General features: G+C 72.8%; 13 protein-coding genes. 3 read left to right on the top strand and 10 right to left on the bottom strand.

What is annotated here, in order from left to right; genetic code table 11:
* Positions 1–13: 13 nt before the first annotated feature.
* The 6 genes from serA to ACFY8W_RS21985 all read right to left on the bottom strand — a co-directional run bounded on the left by serA (position 14) and on the right by ACFY8W_RS21985 (position 10065).
* Positions 14–1603, bottom strand: a complete 1590-nt coding sequence (serA, locus tag ACFY8W_RS22010) for a phosphoglycerate dehydrogenase (RefSeq protein ID WP_391107692.1) — start codon at positions 1601–1603, stop codon at positions 14–16.
* Positions 1604–1838: 235 nt separating this feature from the next.
* Positions 1839–2840, bottom strand: coding sequence for a ketol-acid reductoisomerase (ilvC, locus tag ACFY8W_RS22005; RefSeq protein WP_391107689.1), 1002 nt, complete (start codon positions 2838–2840; stop codon positions 1839–1841).
* Positions 2841–2965: 125 nt separating this feature from the next.
* The gene (gene ilvN / locus ACFY8W_RS22000) at positions 2966–3493 is read right to left on the bottom strand and encodes an acetolactate synthase small subunit (protein WP_128978596.1); all 528 of its coding nucleotides are present in this window, start codon (positions 3491–3493) and stop codon (positions 2966–2968) included.
* 29 nt (positions 3494–3522) lie between these two features.
* Positions 3523–5376, bottom strand: a complete 1854-nt coding sequence (locus ACFY8W_RS21995) for an acetolactate synthase large subunit (RefSeq protein WP_391107686.1) — start codon at positions 5374–5376, stop codon at positions 3523–3525.
* Between the two features lie 241 nt (positions 5377–5617).
* Positions 5618–8371: an EAL domain-containing protein gene (locus tag ACFY8W_RS21990; RefSeq protein ID WP_391108278.1), complete on the bottom strand. Its 2754-nt coding sequence runs from the start codon at positions 8369–8371 to the stop codon at positions 5618–5620.
* A gap of 731 nt (positions 8372–9102) precedes the next feature.
* Entirely contained in the window at positions 9103–10065 is a 963-nt protein-coding gene (locus tag ACFY8W_RS21985) for an NAD(P)-dependent oxidoreductase (RefSeq protein ID WP_391107683.1), read from the bottom strand.
* A gap of 74 nt (positions 10066–10139) precedes the next feature.
* Here ACFY8W_RS21985 and ACFY8W_RS21980 point away from each other — a divergent pair, with 74 nt between their 5' ends.
* From ACFY8W_RS21980 to ACFY8W_RS21970, 3 genes are all read left to right on the top strand, one after another.
* On the top strand, positions 10140–11141 hold the full coding sequence (locus tag ACFY8W_RS21980; protein WP_391107681.1) for an aldo/keto reductase: 1002 nt from the start codon (positions 10140–10142) through the stop codon (positions 11139–11141).
* A 121-nt stretch (positions 11142–11262) separates the two neighbouring features.
* Positions 11263–12426: a PQQ-dependent sugar dehydrogenase gene (locus ACFY8W_RS21975; RefSeq protein ID WP_391107678.1), complete on the top strand. Its 1164-nt coding sequence runs from the start codon at positions 11263–11265 to the stop codon at positions 12424–12426.
* A 59-nt stretch (positions 12427–12485) separates the two neighbouring features.
* Positions 12486–12782 carry a DUF6191 domain-containing protein gene (locus tag ACFY8W_RS21970; protein WP_391108275.1) on the top strand — a complete coding sequence of 99 codons (297 nt, stop codon included), beginning with the start codon at positions 12486–12488 and terminating at the stop codon, positions 12780–12782.
* Here ACFY8W_RS21970 and ACFY8W_RS21965 read toward each other — a convergent pair.
* The 4 genes from ACFY8W_RS21965 to ACFY8W_RS21950 all read right to left on the bottom strand — a co-directional run bounded on the left by ACFY8W_RS21965 (position 12666) and on the right by ACFY8W_RS21950 (position 18913).
* A complete protein-coding gene (locus ACFY8W_RS21965; RefSeq protein WP_391107675.1) occupies positions 12666–15707 on the bottom strand; it encodes an AAA family ATPase in 3042 nt (1013 codons plus the stop codon). The two genes, ACFY8W_RS21970 and ACFY8W_RS21965, sit on opposite strands and share 117 nt — an antisense overlap.
* Positions 15708–15755: 48 nt before the next feature.
* Positions 15756–15929, bottom strand: coding sequence for a hypothetical protein (locus tag ACFY8W_RS21960; protein WP_391107672.1), 174 nt, complete (start codon positions 15927–15929; stop codon positions 15756–15758).
* Positions 15930–16104: 175 nt separating this feature from the next.
* Positions 16105–16686, bottom strand: coding sequence for a GNAT family N-acetyltransferase (locus tag ACFY8W_RS21955; RefSeq protein ID WP_391107669.1), 582 nt, complete (start codon positions 16684–16686; stop codon positions 16105–16107).
* Entirely contained in the window at positions 16664–18913 is a 2250-nt protein-coding gene (locus ACFY8W_RS21950) for an MMPL family transporter (RefSeq protein ID WP_391107666.1), read from the bottom strand. The genes ACFY8W_RS21955 and ACFY8W_RS21950 overlap by 23 nt, the downstream gene beginning before the upstream one ends.
* Position 18914 lies beyond the last annotated feature (1 nt).

Here is an 18914-nt window from a genome sequence, read left to right as displayed (position 1 = left end):
GGAGCGGACCGGATCAGACCAGGTTGACGGAGCGGGCCGAGGCCGCGCCGATCTCCTCGGCGATCTCCGACAGGACGTTCGCCGGGACGGTCTCGTCGACGGTCAGCACGACCACCGCCTCGCCGCCCTCGTTCGTCCGGGAGACCTGCATGCCCGCGATGTTCAGACCGGCCTCGCCGAGGATCCGGCCGACCGTGCCGACGACACCCGGTCGGTCCTCGTACCGCAGCACCACCATGTGGTCGGCGAGCGCCAGGTCCACGTCGTAGTCGCCGACCGCGACGATCTTCTGCAGGTGCTTCGGGCCCGCGAGCGTGCCGGAGACCGAGACCTCCTGGCCGCTGGAGAGCGTGCCGCGCACGGTGACCATGTTGCGGTGGTCGGGCGACTCGGAGCTGGTCGTCAGACGCACCTCGACGCCGCGCTCCTGCGCGAACAGCGGGGCGTTGACGTACGACACGGTCTCGTCGACCACGTCCTCGAACACGCCCTTGAGCGCGGAGAGTTCGAGCACCTTCACGTCGTGCTGGGTGATCTCGCCGTACACCTCGACGTCGAGACGGGCCGCGACCTCGCCGGCCAGCGCGGTGAAGATCCGGCCGAGCTTCTCGGCCAGCGGCAGACCCGGCTTCACGTCCTCGGCGATGACGCCGCCCTGGACGTTGACCGCGTCCGGGACCAGCTCGCCCGCGAGCGCCAGGCGCACCGACCGGGCGACCGCGATACCGGCCTTCTCCTGGGCCTCGTCCGTGGAGGCGCCCAGGTGCGGGGTGCAGACGACCTCGTCGAGCTCGAAGAGCGGGGAGTCCGTGCAGGGCTCCTTCGCGTACACGTCGAGGCCCGCGCCGGCGACCCGGCCCTCCTTCAGCGCCGAGTACAGCGCGGCCTCGTCCACGATCCCGCCGCGCGCGGCGTTCACGATCCGGACGGACGGCTTGACCTTGTGCAGCGCCTCGTCGCCGATGAGACCGAGGGTCTCCGGGGTCTTGGGCAGGTGGACGGTGATGAAGTCGGCGACCTCGAGCAGCTCGTCCAGGGCCAGCAGCTTCACGCCCATCTGGGCGGCGCGGGCCGGCTGCACGTAGGGGTCGTACGCGACGATCTTCATGCCGAAGGCGGACATGCGCTGCGCGACCAGGACGCCGATGCGGCCGAGGCCGACGACGCCGAGGGTCTTCTCGCTGAGCTCGACGCCCGTGTACTTCGAGCGCTTCCACTCGCCGTTCTTCAGCGCGGTGTTGGCCTGCGGGATGTTGCGCGCGGTGGCGACGAGCAGGCCGCAGGCGAGCTCGGCGGCGGTGACGATGTTGGAGGTCGGGGCGTTCACGACCATCACGCCGGCCTTGGTGGCGGCGGAGACGTCGACGTTGTCCAGGCCGACACCGGCACGGGCGACGACCCGGAGCTTCTTCGCGGCGGCGATGGCCTCCGCGTCGACCTTCGTCGCCGAGCGGATCAGGATGGCGTCGACGTCGGCGATCGCGGGAAGCAGCTCGGCGCGGTCGGCGCCGTTGCAGTGCCGGATCTCGAAGTCCGGTCCCAGTGCGTCGACGGTGGCGGGCGACAGCTCTTCAGCGATGAGTACGACGGGTTTCGAGCTCACGTGAGTCCTCACAAAGGCAGTGCGGACGGCCGTCCCGACGGCCGCAGCGGTGGAGGGGGCTTGCCGCGTGAAAGCGCACGACGCTGTGGGCCAGACGCGATGTTGTTGAGCAGTGTAGTGGTGCGTCGACACGAGTCGTACGCCTCGTTGGAAGGATCACCCGTCCGTGGTTGGACGGGGTGTCCAACGATGTGGCGCGGGGCCGGACACCCTGCCCGGCCCCGCGCCGAGGGGCTTACGCCTCCTCGTCGTTCACCCAGCTCATGAGCTTGCGCAGCTCCTTGCCGGTGGTCTCCAGGAGGTGCTTCTCGTCCTGGGTCTTGTACTCGTTGTACTTCTTCAGACCGCCGTGGTACTCGTCCATCCAGTTCTGGGCGAAGGTGCCGTCCTGGATCTCCGCGAGGACCTTCTTCATCTCGGCCTTGGTGGCGTCGGTGATGACGCGCGGGCCGGTGATGTAGTCGCCCCACTCGGCGGTCTCGGAGACGGACCAGCGCATCTTCTCCAGGCCGCCCTCGTACATGAGGTCCACGATCAGCTTCAGCTCGTGGAGGCACTCGAAGTACGCGATCTCCGGCTGGTAGCCGGCCTCGACCAGGGTCTCGAAGCCCGCCTTCACCAGGGCGCTGGCGCCACCGCAGAGGACGGCCTGCTCGCCGAAGAGGTCGGTCTCGGTCTCCTCGGTGAAGGTCGTCTTGATGACACCGGCACGGGTGCCGCCGATGGCCTTGGCGTACGACAGGGCGAGCGCGAAGGCGTTGCCGGTGGCGTCCTGCTCGACGGCCGCGATCGCCGGGACGCCGCGACCCTCCTCGTACTGGCGGCGGACCAGGTGGCCCGGGCCCTTCGGGGCGACCAGGGCGACGTCGACACCGGCCGGGGGCTTGATGAAGCCGAAGCGGATGTTGAAGCCGTGGGCGAAGAAGAGGGCGTCGCCGTCCTTCAGGTTCGGGGCGATCGACTCCTCGTAGACCTTGGCCTGGATCGGGTCCGGGATCAGGATCATGATGAGGTCGGCCTCGGCGGCGGCCTCGGCGGGCGAGACCACGCGCAGGCCCTGCTCCTCGGCCTTGGCCTTGGACTTGGAGCCCTCGTGCAGACCGACACGCACGTCGACACCCGAGTCACGGAGCGACAGCGCGTGGGCGTGGCCCTGGCTGCCGTAACCGATCACCGCGACCTTGCGGCCCTGGATGATGGACAGGTCGGCGTCGGCGTCGTAGAAGAGCTCGGCCACTGGGAATCTCCTTGAGGTGCTGGTGTTGCTCCCACCGTACGGCGGGGTGCGGGAGGGAAGTTTTCGGGTCTCGACAGGCGGACCGGGGCGTGGACCCGTGGTCCGCCGTCGCCTGCGGACTGCTGTCAGGCGCTGCGGTCGAGGGCGCGCAGCGAACGGTCCGTGATGGACCGGGCGCCACGCCCTATGGCGATCGTGCCGGACTGGACGAGCTCCTTGATGCCGAACTGCTCCAGCATCTTGAGCATCGCCTCCAGCTTGTCACTCGATCCGGTGGCCTCGATGGTGACGGCCTCGGGCGAGACGTCCACGGTCTTGGCGCGGAACAGCTGGACGATCTCGACGATCTGGGAGCGGGTCTCGTTGTCGGCGCGGACCTTCACCAGGACGAGCTCGCGCTGGATCGCAGCACTGGGCTCGAGTTCGACGATCTTCAGGACGTTGACCAGCTTGTTGAGCTGCTTGGTCACCTGCTCCAGCGGCAGGTCCTCGACACTGACCACGATGGTGATGCGGGAGATGTCGGGGTGCTCGGTCACACCGACGGCGAGCGAGTCGATGTTGAAGCCGCGACGGGAGAAGAGGGCGGCGATCCTGGCGAGGATGCCGGGCGTGTTCTCGACCAGGACGGAGAGCGTGTGCTTGGTGGACATGGTGTGGGTCTCTTCCTTCGCTCTTCGTCTCAGTCGTCTTCGCCGTCGCCGAAGTCGGGGCGGACGCCCCGGGCGGCCATGACCTCGTCGTTCGAGGTGCCCGCGGCGACCATCGGCCAGACCTGGGCGTCCTCGTGGACGATGAAGTCGATCACGACCGGGCGGTCGTTGATGGCGTTGGCCTCCTCGATGACCTTGTCGAGGTCGGCCGGGTCCTCGCAGCGCAGGGCGACGCAGCCCATGGCCTCGGACAGCTTGACGAAGTCCGGGATGCGGGTGCCCCGCGCGTCCGGGTTGACGTCGTCCGGACCGGAGTGCAGCACCGTGTTGGAGTAGCGCTGGTTGTAGAACAGGGTCTGCCACTGGCGGACCATGCCGAGGGCGCCGTTGTTGATGATGGCGACCTTGATCGGGATGTTGTTCAGGGCGCAGGTGACCAGTTCCTGGTTGGTCATCTGGAAGCAGCCGTCGCCGTCGATCGCCCAGACCGTGCGGTCCGGCATGCCGGCCTTGGCGCCCATCGCGGCGGGGACCGCGTAGCCCATCGTTCCGGCGCCGCCCGAGTTGAGCCAGGTGGCGGGGCGCTCGTAGTCGATGAAGTGGGCGGCCCACATCTGGTGCTGGCCGACGCCGGCGGCGAAGATCGTGCCCTCGGGCGCCAGCTGGCCGACCCGCTGGATGACCTGCTGGGGCGACAGGCTGCCGTCCTCCGGCAGGTCGTAGCCGAGCGGGTAGGTCTCGCGCCAGCGGTTCAGGTCGCTCCACCAGGCGGTGTAGTCGCCCGTGTTGCCCTCGCTGTGCTCGGCCTGGACGGCCTGGACCAGGTCGGCGATGACCTCGCGGGCGTCCCCGACGATCGGGACGTCGGCGGTGCGGTTCTTGCCGATCTCGGCCGGGTCGATGTCGGCGTGGACGATCTTGGCGTACGGGGCGAAGCTGTCCAGCTTGCCGGTGACGCGGTCGTCGAAGCGGGCTCCGAGGGCGACGATCAGGTCGGCCTTCTGCAGCGCGGTGACGGCGGTGACCGCACCGTGCATGCCCGGCATGCCCACGTGCAGCGGGTGGCTGTCGGGGAACGCGCCCAGGGCCATCAGGGTGGTGGTGACCGGGGCGCCGGTGAGCTCCGCGAGGACCTTCAGCTCGGCGGTGGCGCCGGCCTTGATGACGCCGCCGCCGACGTACAGGACGGGCCGCTTGGCGGCGGTGATCAGCCTGGCGGCCTCGCGGATCTGCTTGGCGTGCGGCTTGGTGACCGGGCGGTAGCCGGGCAGGTCCGTCTGCGGGGGCCAGCTGAAGGTGGTCTTGGCCTGGAGGGCGTCCTTGGCGATGTCGACCAGGACCGGGCCGGGGCGGCCGGTGGAGGCGATGTGGAAGGCCTCGGCGATCGTCCGCGGGATGTCCTCGGCCTTGGTGACCAGGAAGTTGTGCTTGGTGATCGGCATCGTGATGCCGCAGATGTCCGCCTCCTGGAAGGCGTCCGTACCGATCGCCTTGGACGCGACCTGGCCGGTGATCGCGACCAGCGGAACGGAGTCCATGTGGGCGTCGGCGATCGGGGTGACCAGGTTGGTGGCGCCCGGTCCCGAGGTCGCCATACAGACGCCGACCTTGCCGGTGGCCTGCGCGTAGCCGGTGGCGGCGTGCCCCGCGCCCTGCTCGTGGCGGACCAGGATGTGGCGCACGCGCTTCGAGTCCATCATCGGGTCGTACGCCGGGAGGATCGCGCCGCCCGGGATGCCGAAGACGGTGTCGGCGCCCACTTCCTCGAGAGAGCGAATGAGGGACTGCGCACCCGTGACGTGCTCGACGGTGGTGGCGGGCTGTGCGCCGCTACGGGTCCGCGGCTGCGGATGGTGCCCGGTGGCCTGCTCGGTCATCAGCATTCTCTTCTCGAAGCAGAGGGTTTGTGCGAGGTGGTGTGCGAGGCGTTTTACGAGGGTTTAAGTCGATTTTGCGTTGATCCGGTGCAACAAAAAACCCCTCGTGCCGGGAGGCAAGCGAGGGGAGCGCGTCGGGTGCGTTTCAGGCGGGCCTTCTACCGGGCCTGCCTCAGCCGACGCGCTTTCCAAGTACGAGAATTCGGGTGCGCATGGCACTGACCCTCTCCCCGACGGACGGTCAGTGTCAAGTGGGTGGGACGGGAGTCTCAGAATGTGAGCGGGACGGGGGACGGTTTCCGCCGGTCAGCGCCACCTCGCCCGGCAGCGGGTACTCGTCCCGCACCAGCGCCCGGCGCAGCCGGTACTCGTCGAGCGGGCCCGAGAAGGCCATGCCCTGCCCGTGGGTGCAGCCCATGGAACGCAGGGCGAGCACCTGCTCGGGCATGTCCACGCCGTCGGCGACGGACTGCATCCCGAGGTCACCGGCGATGCGCAGCAGCCCGCTGGTGATCTTCCGCAGTCTGGCCGATTCCACGATGCCCTCGACCAGTCCGCGGTCCAGCTTCAGTATGTCGACGGGAAGCCGCCGAAGGGCGTTGATCGCGGCATGTCCGCTGCCGAATCCGTCGAGGGCGATCTTGACGCCCAGCCGGCGCAGGGCGGCCAGCCGCTGCTCCAGCTCGTCGAAGGAGACCCTCGGGTCCCGGGGGTCGCTGTCGGCCAGCTCGACGACCAGGGAGCCGGAGGGCAGCCCGTGCCGGGTGAGCAGCGACTCGACGGAGCCGAGCGGCATGGAGCGGTCGAGCAGGCGGCGCGCGGAGAGCCGGACGGTCACCGGCGTGCGATGGCCGAGACCGGCCCGCTCGGCGGCCTGCTCGACGGCCTCCTCCAGGAGCCAGCGGCCCAGCTCGGCGGTGCGCTCGTTGTCGTCGGCGACCCGCAGGAACTCGGCCGGCGTGAAGAGGATGCCCTGGGCGGAGCGCCAGCGGGCCTGCGCGGCGACGGCGGAGATCCGGCCGGTGTTCAGGTCCACCACCGGCTGGTGCAGCAGGGCGAACTCGCCGTCGTGCAGCGCCGTGCGCAGCCGGGCGGCCAGCTCCGTGCGGCGGACCACCTCGGCCTGCATCTGCGGGGCGTAGAGCTCGACCCGGTCCTTGCCGCCGGCCTTGGCCCGGTACATGGCGAGGTCGGCGTTGCGCAGCAGGTCGCCCGCGGTGATGCCGGGCTCGGCGAAGGCGACGCCGATGGAGGCCGCGACCCGCACCTCGCCGCCGTCGACGCGGTACGGCTGGGAGAGCCTGCCCCGCAGCCGGTCGGCGATCTCGTGCACCCGGCGCTCCCGCTCCGCCCGGTCGCGGGTGCCGTCGCCGAGGATGAGCGCGGCGAACTCGTCGCCGCCGAGCCGGGCGGCGGTGTCCCCCGCCCGTACCGAGTCGTGGAGCCGGCGGGCGGCCTGGACGAGCAGCTCGTCGCCCGCCTGGTGGCCGAGCCGGTCGTTGACGGCCTTGAAGCCGTCCAGGTCGATGAAGAGCACGGCGGTGCCCGGGTCGGAGGCCCGGCGGCCGCTCAGGGCGCCGCGCACCCGCTCGGTGAACAGCGCCCGGTTGGGCAGGTCGGTGAGCGGGTCGTGCTCCGCGTTGTGCCGCAACTGGGCCTGGAGACGGACGCGTTCGGTCACGTCACGGCTGTTGAAGATCAGCCCGCCCTGGTGGCGGTTGACGGTCGACTCGACGTTGAGCCAGTCGCCGCGGCCGGAACGGAAGCGGCACTCGATCCGGGTGGTGGGCTCCTCGGACGGCGACGCGGCCAGGAAGCGGCGCACCTCGTGGACGACGGCGCCCAGGTCCTCGGGATGGATCAGCGAGGCGAGCTCGGACCCGATCAGGTCCTCCGCCTCGCGGCCGTACACGCCGGACGCGGCGGGACTGACGTAGCGGAGTATCCCGGTGGGGGCGGCGATCATGATGACGTCGCTCGAACCCTGCACGAGGGACCTGAAGTGGTTCTCCTTCTGGGCCAGTTCATGGGTGAGGGCGATGTTGTCGAGCAGCATGATGCCCTGCCGGACGACCAGCGCGAGCACGACCGTGCAGCCGGTGAGGACGACGACGCGGTCCACTCTGCGCCCCTGGACGACGTTGTACAGGATGCCGAGCGTGCAGACGGCGGCCGCGAGGTACGGGGTGAGGGCGGCGAGCGACCCGGCGAGGGGGCGGCTGTGCGGCTGCCGGGCGCGCACGGCGGCGGGCGGCGCGTCGACGGGCCGGCGCACGCCCCAGGGCGCGTAGGCGAGCAGCAGCGAACCCGCGAACCAGCCGGCGTCGAGGAGCTGGCCCGAGCTGTAGTGCTCGCGCAGCAGCGGCGAGGTGAACAGCGCGTCGCACAGCACGGTGAGCGCGAGGGCGGCGATGGCCGTGTTGATCGCCGAGCGGTTGATGTGGGAGCGGCGGAAGTGCAGCGCGAGCACCATGCTGACGAGGACGATGTCGAGCAGGGGATACGCGAGGGAGAGCGCCGCCCGGGCCACGCTCTCCCCCGGCACGTACGCGGTGTGGGCGAGGGCGAGGCTCCAGGAGAGGGTCAGCAGGGAGCCGCCGATCAGCCAGGCGTCGAGGCCGAGGCAGACCCAGCCGGCCCGGGTGACGGGCTTCTTGGCGAGGACGAGCAGGCCGACGATGGCGGGCGGCGCGAAGAGCAGGAAGCACAGGTCGGCGACGGACGGGCTCGGCACCGCCTGGCCGAGCACGACCTCGTACCAGCCCCAGACGGCGTTGCCGGCCGCGGCCATGAAGGACGAGAAGGCGAAGAGGTACCAGGCGGGGCGGAAGCTGTGCCCGTGGCCCCGGGCATAGCGGAAGCAGGAGACGGCGGCGGCGAGCGCGGCGACGCTCAGGCCGAAGTCACCCATGACGAGGGCGAGTTGCTGCGAGCCCCAGCCGAGGGCGGCACCGGTGGCGTATCCGCCGCAGACGAGCCCGAGGCCGATCTGGGCGAGCACCCCGCCCGTGCCGGGGCCCTTCCGCTCGGACCCGGGCGCACCCGCGCGGGCCCGCGGCCCGGCTCCGCCGGCCAGGGGCCGTCGCCGGGCGAGCGTGCCGGTCGTCACCGCTTCCTCCGGCGCTTCGCCGGGGTGCTCGTGCGCGGGCTGCACGCCGATCCCGTTGCGCGACCGGTCCGGCTCGGCCACCTCGTGCCCGCCGCAGCCGCCGGAGACGTCGTCGTGCCCGCCGCAGAGGGTGTCGGTCGGGGAACCGCCCGGCGCGGGGTTGACGGCGGCCGCTCTTCCCGCGTCCGTGCCGATGTCCCAGCCGCCGTCCGCGCCGGGCGGGCCGTCGGCCGCGCGGGGGGCGGGGACGGCCACGGTGACCTGATCGGCGGGCCGGCGCACGGTGCCGGGCGCGGTCGGCGGCGGGCCGTCGGGCCCGGCGGCGCGGTCGGGCTGGTCTGGGACCGCCCGGCCCGGCAGGGCGGCTGTGAGGCGCGCGGGGATGGCCGGCGGCACCGCCGCGTCGGATCGTCGGTCACTCGGCCGTGCTTCACCCGTCGCCCCCCTCGGAATCTGATGTCCCGTCACTTCGCTCCCCAGCGTCTGCCCGTTCTCGACGCAGTCCCCCGCTCCGGGACCATACACCAGGATCGTCACTCAGGGACAGGGCCGCAGTACTCTCCGTGACGGCCAAGGGGCTTGTGAGGAGCGCATTCGGGGGGCGCACGCCGTCCGGTGCCGGGTCAGGTGGTCAGCACCACGTTCGCCGGCTCCTCGCCCCCGGCGAACCGGGTGACCTGCGCGGCGATCAGCCGCTTGGCCCGCGGCATGAACGCCGAGGTGGAGCCGCCCACATGGGGGCTGATCAGCACACCCGGAGCGTGCCACAGCGGGTGTCCGGCCGGCAGCGGTTCCGGGTCGGTGACGTCGAGTGCCGCGGTGATCCGGCCGGTCTCCACCTCCTTCAGGAGCGCGGCGGTGTCCACCACGGGGCCGCGCGCCACGTTGACCAGCAGGGCGCCGTCCTTCATCCGGGCGAGGAACCCGGCGTCGGCCAGGTGCCGGGTCTGCGGGGTGAGGGGGGTGGAGAGCACGACCACGTCGGCCTCGGGCAGCAGCGCGGGCAGCTCCGTGAGCGGGTGGACCGGACCGCGTCCGGTGGTGCGCGCCGAGCGCGCGACGCGTGACACCCGCGCGCACTCGAAGGGTGCGAGCCGGTCCTCGATGGCGGCGCCGATCGATCCGTACCCCACGATCAGCACGGACTTGTCGGCGAGCGCCGGGTAGAAGCCCGCCCGCCACTCCTCGGCGTCCTGGCCGCGCACGAAGCCGGGGACACCGCGCAGCGAGGCGAGGATCAGGGTGAGCGTCAGCTCGGCGGTGCTGGCCTCGTGCACGCCCCTGGCGTTGCACAGCCGCACGCCGGGGCGCAGCAGGCCGAGGCCGGGCGTGACGTGGTCGACGCCCGCGGAGAGCGTCTGCACGACCCGTAGCGAGGACATCCCGGCGAGCGGCCGTACGGCGATCTCCTCGCCCTTCATGTACGGCACGACGTAGAAGGCGCAGCGGGCGGGATCGGCCGGGAACTCCGGTCCGCCGTCCCAGAAACGGTAGTTCAGGCCGGACGCGCCCGGCGCGGGAAGTCCGTCGATCTCGTCCGCGGGAATCGGAAGCCACACGTCAGCGGCCGTGTCATCGAGTGTCATGACCGGGAGGCTATGCGAAGAACCCCGCGCGCCATTGGTTACTTTGGGGGCTGCACAGGGAGGGGTACCGGCAGGTGGAGCGCAGGACGATCGGGGCGGCGGCGCTCGGTGTGGGTGCGGTGGGCCTCGGATGCATGCCGATGAGCTGGGCGTACAGCGCTTCGCAGCGGCGGGGCGACCGCTCGCTGCGGACGGTGCACGCGGCCCTGGACGCCGGGGTGAACCTGCTCGACACCGCCGACATGTACGGTCCCTTCACCAACGAGCTGCTGCTCGGGCGGGTGTTGAAGGAGCGCCGGGCGGACGCCTTCGTGTCGACGAAGTGCGGGCTGCTCGTGGGCGACGGGCACGTGGTGGCCAACGGGCGCCCCTCGTACGTCCGCAGGGCCTGTGACGCCTCGCTGCGGCGGCTGCAGACCGATGTGATCGACCTGTACCAGCTGCACCGGGCCGACCCCGAGGTGCCGGTGGAGGAGACCTGGGGCGCGATGGCGGACCTGGTGCGGGCCGGCAAGGTCCGGGCGCTCGGTCTGTGCGCCGTGGGTGCCCGGTCGGCCCGGCGGGGCGCGCCGGGCGGCGGCTATGAGGGAACGATCCGGCAGCTGGAGCGGATGCAGCAGGTCTTCCCGGTGAGCGCGGTCGAGGCGGAGTTGTCCGTGTGGTCGCCCGAGGCCCTGGAGCGGCTGCTCCCGTGGTGCGCGGCACGCGGAGTCGGCTTCCTGGCCGCGATGCCGCTGGGCAGCGGGTTCCTGACCGGGACGCTGACCCCTGGCGGGGGTTTCGAGGCGGACGACCCGCGCGCCCGGCACCCGCGCTTCACGGCCGAGATGATGGCGGCCAACCAGCCGCTGGTGGCGGGGCTGCGCCGGATCGCGGCCCGGCACGGCGCCGACGTCACCCCGGCGCAGGTCGCGCTGGCCTGGGTGCTGTCCCGGGGTCCGCACGTGATCCCGGTCCCCGGCGCGAAGCGGGAACGGTGGGCGGTGGAGAACGCGGGGGCGGCGGGCCTGCGGCTCGACGCGGCCGACCTCGCGGAGATCGCGGCGCTGCCGGCGGCCAGGGGATCCTGGGACTAGGCGGTTCGGATCCGGCCAGGATCCGGAAGAAACGGCCTGGGGCCCGCCGGTGAGGGCGGGAACCTGATCGGGACGAGCGGTGTATCAAGAGTGGAGATCGCCGCTGGAAGGGGTCGGGAGCATGGGTCGAGACCGAGTGCGAGGCCGGGTCCGGATTCGGGGCCGGGTCGCCGTGGGAGGCGTGGCGGGTGCCGCCGCGCTGCTGCTGGTCGCCGGGTGTTCGTCGTCCTCGGGCGGGGACGGCGGACGGACGGCGACACCGCCCGCCACGTCGGCCCCGCCCGTCACGTCGACGGCGCCGGCGCCCGCCGCGGGCACGGCGCGGGTCGCGGGCACGCTGACCGAGGGACTGAGGTCGCCGTGGGGGCTCGCCGAGCTGTCCGGAGGTGACCTCCTCGTCTCCTCGCGCGACGAGCGGACGATCACCCGGGTCGACGGGCGGACGGGGCGGCAGACCTCGCTGGGCGAGGTGCCCGGGGTGGTGCCGGGCGGCGAGGGCGGCCTGATGGGCCTGGCCGTGCGGGACGGCTGGGTGTACGCGTATCTGACGGCGGCCGAGGACAACCGGATCGTCCGCATGCGGTACGGGGGCGGGGCGGGCGACCGGCTCGGGGCGCCCGAGCCGGTCCTGACGGGCATCCCGAAGGGCTTCGTCCACAACGGCGGCCGGATCGCGTTCGGACCGGACGGGATGCTGTACGCGGGGACGGGCGAGACGGGCCGGTCCGGGCTCGCCCAGGACAAGGGCTCGCTCGGCGGGAAGATCCTGCGGATGACACCGGAGGGCCGCCCGGCACCGGGCAACCCGTTCCCGGACTCCGTCGTCTACTCCTACGGCCACCGCAATGTGCAGGGCCTCGCCTGGGACGGGGACGGGCGGCTGTGGGCGGCCGAGTTCGGGCAGGACACGTGGGACGAGCTGAACCGCATCGAGCCCGGGCGGAACTACGGGTGGCCGGAGGCGGAGGGCCGGGCCGGCCGGACCGGGTTCACGGACCCGGTGGCCCAGTGGCGGACCGAGGAGGCCTCGCCCAGCGGCATCGCCTTCGCCCGCGGCGCGATCTGGATGGCCGGCCTGCGGGGCGAGCGACTGTGGCGGATCCCGTTCTCCGGGGCGGAACGATCCGGAGAGCCCAAGGCGTTCCTGAAGGGTGAGTACGGGCGGCTGCGCACGGTCCTGGCGACCGGCGACGGCTCCCGGCTGTGGCTGGTGACCAGCGAGACCGACACCCGGGGCACCCCGGAGTCAGGCGACGACCGGATCCTCCGGCTGGAGCTCGGTTAGGCCCCCGTCCGGGAGGGGCGGGGGCACCTCAGAGGGAGGCGGAGCACGTGTTCAACCTGATGGAAGAGCTCTTCGCGCCGGGCCGCAAGCACACCGAGGACGAGCGGCAGCGGCTCGCCCTGACCCGGGAGGACCTGGGCGACGGCGATCCGCACCGGGGCCCGATAGACCTGTCCTCGGGCAAGGTGACGATACGCGTACCGGCCCCTGCCCAGGACGCCTCCGCGCCGGCCTCGGCGTCAGACCGGGGCGTCGAGGAGCCGGAGGCGGTGGGCGAGGGCGGCGGCCTCGCCGCGGCCGGCGACGCCGAGCTTGGCGAGGATGTTGGAGACGTGGACGCTCGCGGTCTTCGGTGAGATGAACAGCTCCTCGGCGATCTGGCGGTTGGTGCGGCCCTCGGCGACCAGACGCAGGACGTCCTGCTCGCGCGGGGTGAGGCCGAAGGCGTCGTCCTCGGGCCCGGCGGTCTCCACCTGCGCCGCCGGGTCGGCGGTCAGCGGGGCGAGCCGGGCGCGGGCCGCGAGCAGTTCGACGTCCTCGCGCAGCGGGTGGGCGCCGAGCCGGGCGGCGGTGGCGTGGGCCGCGCGGAGCAGGGCGGCGGCCTCCTCGCGCCGGCCGCCCTCGGCGAGGAGGGCGTCGGCGAGCCGGTGCCGGACCCGGGCCAGGTCGTAGGGGCGGTCGAGGGCTTCGAAGGCGGTGACGACCTCGGTCCAGCGTTCGGCGGTGGCGCGGTCCTCGGCGCGGGCCAGCTCGGCGGACACGTACAGCGCGTAGGCCCGCCAGACGGGCGCGGGGGTGGCCAGGCCGCGGGTGTGGCGGCGTACCAGGTCGAGGGCGGCGGGGCGGCCCTCGGAGGCGGCCGGGAGGCCGCGGGCGTCGGCCTCCGCGGTGACGGCGGCGAGCATCAGCGGCCAGCCGTAGCGGTGGGTGCCGGGCGGGAAGCCCGCCTCGGCCGCGGCGGCGGCCTCGGTGCGTACGTCGGCGAGGCGGCCTTCGGCGGCGGCGACGAGCACGGCGGTCTCGGCCATCGGCAGGGTGTACTGCGGCATGGGGTCGCGGGCGGTGCCGTAGCGGGCGCCGGCCTCGGCGAGACGGGCGGCGGCCGTGGCCGGCTCGCCGCGGGTGACGGCGAGGACGGCGAGCAGCAGCAGGGCCGTGCCGCCGGGCTTGGTGCCGGCGGCTCCGGAGCGGAGCAGCAGTTCGGCCTCGTCCCTGGCCCGGTCCCACTCGCCGAGGGAGTGCAGCGATTCGGCGAGGTTGGCGCGGATCCAGCCGGCGCTGTCGGCGAGGCCGCGGACGCGGCACATCTCGATGCCCGCGGAGGCGACCTCCACGGCCTCGCGGGAGCGGCCGAGGCCTTCGAGGCAGGAGGAGAGGTTCACATGGGTGCGGGACGCCTCGTGGAACTGGCCGAGGGCCGTGGTCCGTTCGCGGACAGCGTGCAGCTCGGCGAGGCCGCGCTCGGTGTCGCCGGCGGCCACCATGATGGTGCCGAGGGTGCCGCGGGCGGTGAGTTCGATCGACTCCGCCTTGACCAGGCGGGCGTATTCCACGGCCCGTTCGGCCGCGGCGATGGCCTCGGGGCCGGGGTTGCGGAGCATGCCCCAGCCGGCGGAGACGGCGAGGACCACGGCGTGGACGGCGGACGGCGGAAGGCCGCGGACGAGTTCCTCGGCGCGGGCGATCTCGGGCCAGCCGTTCCCGCGGCCCAGGTTGGACTGGATGCGGGCGCGTTCGACGTAGAACCAGGCGGCGCGCAGCGGGTCGGGCTCCTCGTCGCCCTCGAGGATCCGCAGCGCGGTCTTGCCGATCTTCAGGGCGCGTTCGCGTTCGCCGCACAGCCGGGCGGCGACGGCGGCCTCGGCGAGCAGGTCGAGGAAGCGCAGCGGCGTGGTCTCGGGGTCGCAGCCGCAGGCGGGGTAGGCCTCGGCGTAGTCGATGGGGCGCAGCGCGCCGCGGACCTCGTCGGGGACCTTGTCCCAGAGTTCCATGGCCCGTTCGAGGAGCCGGAGCTGTTCGGCGTGGGCGTGGCGCTTGCGGGTCTCGACGGAGGCGCGCAGCACGGCGGGCAGGGCGCGGGCGGCGTCGTGGGCGTGGTACCAGTACGTGGCGAGCCGGTTGGCGCGCTCGTCGGGCCGGACGAGGCCGGGGTCCGCCTCCAGGGCTTCGGCGTAGCGCCGGTTGAGGCGGGAGCGTTCGCCGGGGAGCAGGTCGTCGCTGACGGCCTCGCGGACCAGGGAGTGGCGGAAGCGGTAGCCGTCGCCGTCGGGTGCGGCGAGCAGGATGTTGGCGCCGACCGCGGCGCGCAGGGCCTCGATGAGTTCGTCCTCGGAGAGCCGGGCGACGGCGGCGAGCAGGTCGAACTCGACGGTGGAGCCGCCCTCGGCGACGGTCCTGACGACCCGCTGGGCCGCTTCGGGGAGGGTCTCGACGCGGACCAGGAGGAGGTCGCGGAGGGAGTCGCTGAGGTGGGCGGCGGCGCAGCCGGACTCGTGGGAGGCGACGAGTTCCTCGACGAAGAAGGCGTTGCCGTCGGAGCGTTCGAAGACCTCCTCGAGGAGGCCGGGGTCGGGTTCGGCGGCGAGGATGCCGGTGAGCTGTCGGTGCACCTCGCCGCGGGTGAAGCGGGCGAGTTCGATGCGGCGGACGGAGCGCAGCCGGTCGAGTTCGGCGAGCAGCGGGCGCAGCGGGTGACGGCGGTGGATGTCGTCGGCGCGGTAGGTGGCGACGACGGTGACGCGGCCGTCGCGCAGGGTGCGGAAGAGGTAGGCGAGGAGGTGCCGGGTGGAGGCGTCGGCCCAGTGCAGGTCCTCCAGGACGAGGGCGACGGGGCGGTCGGCGGCGACGCGCTCCAGGAGCCGCACGGTCAGCTCGAAGAGCCGGGCGGTGGCGTCCTCGGCGGCGGGTTCGTGGCCGAGGGGGTCGCCGAGTTCGGGCAGGAGGCGGGAGAGTTCGCCTTCCTGTCCGTCGACGGCGGCGGTGAACTCCTCGGGGAGTTCACGGCGCAGGGCGCGCAGGGCGGCGGAGAAGGGCGCGAAGGGCAGTCCGTCGGCGCCGATCTCGACGCAGCCGCCGAGGGCGACCACGGTGCCCGCCGCGCGGGCGCGGGCGGTGAACTCCTCGACGAGGCGGGTCTTGCCGACTCCGGCCTCGCCGCCGACGAGAAGGGCCTGGGGCTCTCCCGCGCCCGCGCGGGAGAGCGCCTCGGTGAGGGCGGTGAGTTCGCCGGCCCGGCCGACGAAGACGGGGCTGACTGACCTGGTCTCCACGGCGCCGAGCATCGCACAGGCATCCGCCCTGCCGCTCGTACGGGGGTCCCGCATGCGGGTTCACGCGGCCCGGACGAAGCGGTGCTTCGCGGCGCTCACCCGCCCTTCCGGATCCTGGCGACGGCTCGCCCGGCGGATCTTGGCGATCCGGCCCGCCTCGCGGGAGAGGCGGTCGGTGGCGGCCTCGCGGACCAGCTCGGCGTGGCGGGCCTGGTGCAGCTCGTACTCGAACATGTCGTGCTCCCTCTGGGGTTTCGGTATCGCTCCTTGCGATGCCTCTACCTTCGTCTCCCAGAGGGGTGGGGCACATGGGGAGACTGCCTCATGTTCGGCGTACGGAGGGCCTTAGGCGTCTCCGTGAGGTCCTTAGGCCCTGTCCGGACAGGGCCTGGGCGGCGTCGACGGTGGCTCAGGACGGGGTCGCGGCGGTCCCGGGGACGTCCTTCGCGGCCCGCCACTCGGGGGCCAGGACGGACCAGATCTCCGTGTCGGCGCGCTTGCCGCGGTACGGGTAGTTCTCGCGGAGCACGCCCTCCCTGGTCATGCCGAGGCGGCGGGCGACGGCGATGCTGGGCGTGTTCTCGGGGGCGACGTGCCATTCGACGCGGTGGATGCCGCGGCGCTCGACGGCCCAGTCGACGATGGCCCGGCAGGCCCGGGTGACCAGGCCCCGCCCCGCGTATCCGGGCTCGATCCAGCAGCCGGCCTCGGCGACCCCGCTCGTGGTGTCGAAGTGGACGAAGAGGACGCCGCCGACGAGCAGTCCGCCGACGCGGATGCCGTAGAGGTAACCGGCGTCCCGTGCGGCCTTGTCGGCGTAGCGGACGAGGTGGGCGCGGGCCGTGTCGAGGTCGGTGACGATGTCGGGCAGTCCGACGTGGGCGCCGATGAACTCGCGGCCGCGGTCGATGTGGGCGAGGAACTCCCCGGCCTGCCAGGGCGCCAGCGGCGTCAGCTCGGCTCCGTCGTCACCCAGCGATATCGCGAACATCCTCGTTCTCCTCTGCCTGTCCGATGACCACTCGCTGCACGGGTATCTTCGCGGCGATCTTCGCACGGGCGTCGGCGGCGACCCGGGACTCGGGCGGCTCGATGCTGATCCGGGGCAGTCGCCGGTCGAGCCAGCGGGGCAGCCACCAGTTGGCGCCGCCGAGCATGTGCATGAGGGCGGGGACGAGGAGGGTGCGCAGGACGAAGGCGTCCAGGGCGACGGCGGCGGCCAGGGCGATGCCGAACATCGCGATGACCCGGTCGCCGGAGAGGACGAAGGCGAGGAAGACGGAGATCATGATGACCGCCGCCGAGTTGATCACCCGGCTGGTCTCGGCGAGGCCGACCCGGACCGCCCGTCGGTTGTCGCCGGTCTCCAGCCACTCCTCGTACATCCGGCTGACCAGGAAGACCTGGTAGTCCATGGAGAGCCCGAAGAGCACCGAGACCATGATCACGGGCAGGAAGGGTTCGATGGGCCCGGCGCTGCCGAGGCCGAGCAGCTCGCTGCCCCAGCCCCACTGGAAGATCGCGACGACGACGCCGAAGGCGGAGGCGACGGCGGCGACGTTCATCAGCGCGGCCTTGAGCGGGATGCCGATCGAGCGGAAGGCGAGGAGCAGCAGCACGCAGCCGAGGGCGATCACGACGCCGACGAAGAGCGGCAGCTTGCCGATGATGATCTCGGCGAAGTCGTCGTAGGAGGCGGTGACGCCGCCGACGTGGACCTGGAGCGAGGTGCCGTCCGCGGCCGTCGGCAGGACGTCGTCGCGGAGCCGGTCGACGAGCTCGCTGGTGGCCTTCGACTGGGGCGAGGAGTCGGGGACGACGGTGAGGACGGCGGTGTCGCCGCCGCTGTTGTACGTGACCGGCGAGACGGACTCGACGCCCTTGGTGTGCGCGAGCTCGGCCGGGAGCGCGTCGAGGGCGACCCGGTCGTCGGCGCCGTCGAGCTGGGCGACGAGGGTGAGCGGCCCGTTGACGCCGGGCCCGAAGCCGTCGGCGATCAGGTCGTACGCCTGGCGGGTGGTCGCGGTGGCCGGGTTGTTGCCCTGGTCGGAGGTGCCGAGGTGGAGGGCGAAGGTCGGCAGGGCGAGGACGGCCATGACGACGGCGGCGACCGCGCCGAGCAGCTTGGGGTGCCGCTCGACGAAGGCGGACCAGCGGGCGGCGAAGCCGGTGGGCAGCTCGGGCTGCGGCCCGTGCTCGGCGAGCCGGCGCCGCTCGCGGCGGCTGAGGGCCCGCATCCCGATGAGGGAGAGCAGCGCGGGCAGCAGGGTGACGGAGGCGGCGACGGTGAGGACGACGGTCAGGGAGGCGGCGATGGCGACGCCGTTGAGGAAGCTGAGCCGCAGGATCAGCATGCCGAGCAGCGCGATGCAGACGGTGGCGCCGGCGAAGACCACGGCGCGTCCGGTGGTGGCGACGGCGATCCGGGCGGCCTCGGCGACCGGCAGGCCGCGTTTGAGGCCCTTGCGGTGTCTGGTGACGATGAACAGCGCGTAGTCGATGCCGACGCCGAGGCCGATGAGCATGCCCAGCATGGGCGCGAAGTCGGCGACGGTCATGACGTGGCCGAGGAGCACGATCCCGGAGTAGGCGATGCCCACGCTGACCAGGGCGGTCGCGATGGGAAGCAGGGAGGCGGCGAGCGAGCCGAAGGCGAGGAAGAGGACGACGGCGGCGACGGCCACGCCGACGGCCTCGGCGATGTGCCCGCCGGGTGCCTCGGTGAGGGCGACGGCGCCGCCGCCGAGCTCCACCTGGAGCCGGTCCGTGGCGGCGGCCTTGGCGGTGTCGACGAGGGCCTGGGCCTGGGTCTCCGGGATGTCGTCGGCCTGGGCGTCGAAGGTGACGGCGGCGTAGGCGGTGCGGCCGTCCTCGCTGATCTGGCCCGGGGCGGAGCCGTAGGGGGAGGTGACGGAGGCGATGCCGGGCAGCGCCTCGACCTTCTTGAGCACGGCGGACATCCGCTGCTCGACGTCGGCGGCGCGCACGCTGCCGCGATCGGTGTGCCAGACGATGGTGTCGGTGTCGCCGCCGGCGCCGTGGAAGCCCTTGTCGAGGAGCGCCGTGGCGCGGCCCGACTCGGTGCCGGGGACCTCGTAGTCGTTGGAATACGCGCTTCCCGCGAGGGCCGCTCCGGTGACGACCCCGCCGAGGGCGAGGAGCCAGAGAAGGACGGCTACGAGGCGGTGCTTGACGCACCACCGGGCGATGGCTGCCAAA

The organism is Streptomyces sp. NPDC012637 (assembly GCF_042954805.1).
Classification (GTDB): Bacteria; Actinomycetota; Actinomycetes; order Streptomycetales; family Streptomycetaceae; genus Streptomyces.
This window is presented reverse-complemented; position numbering and strand designations above follow the sequence as displayed.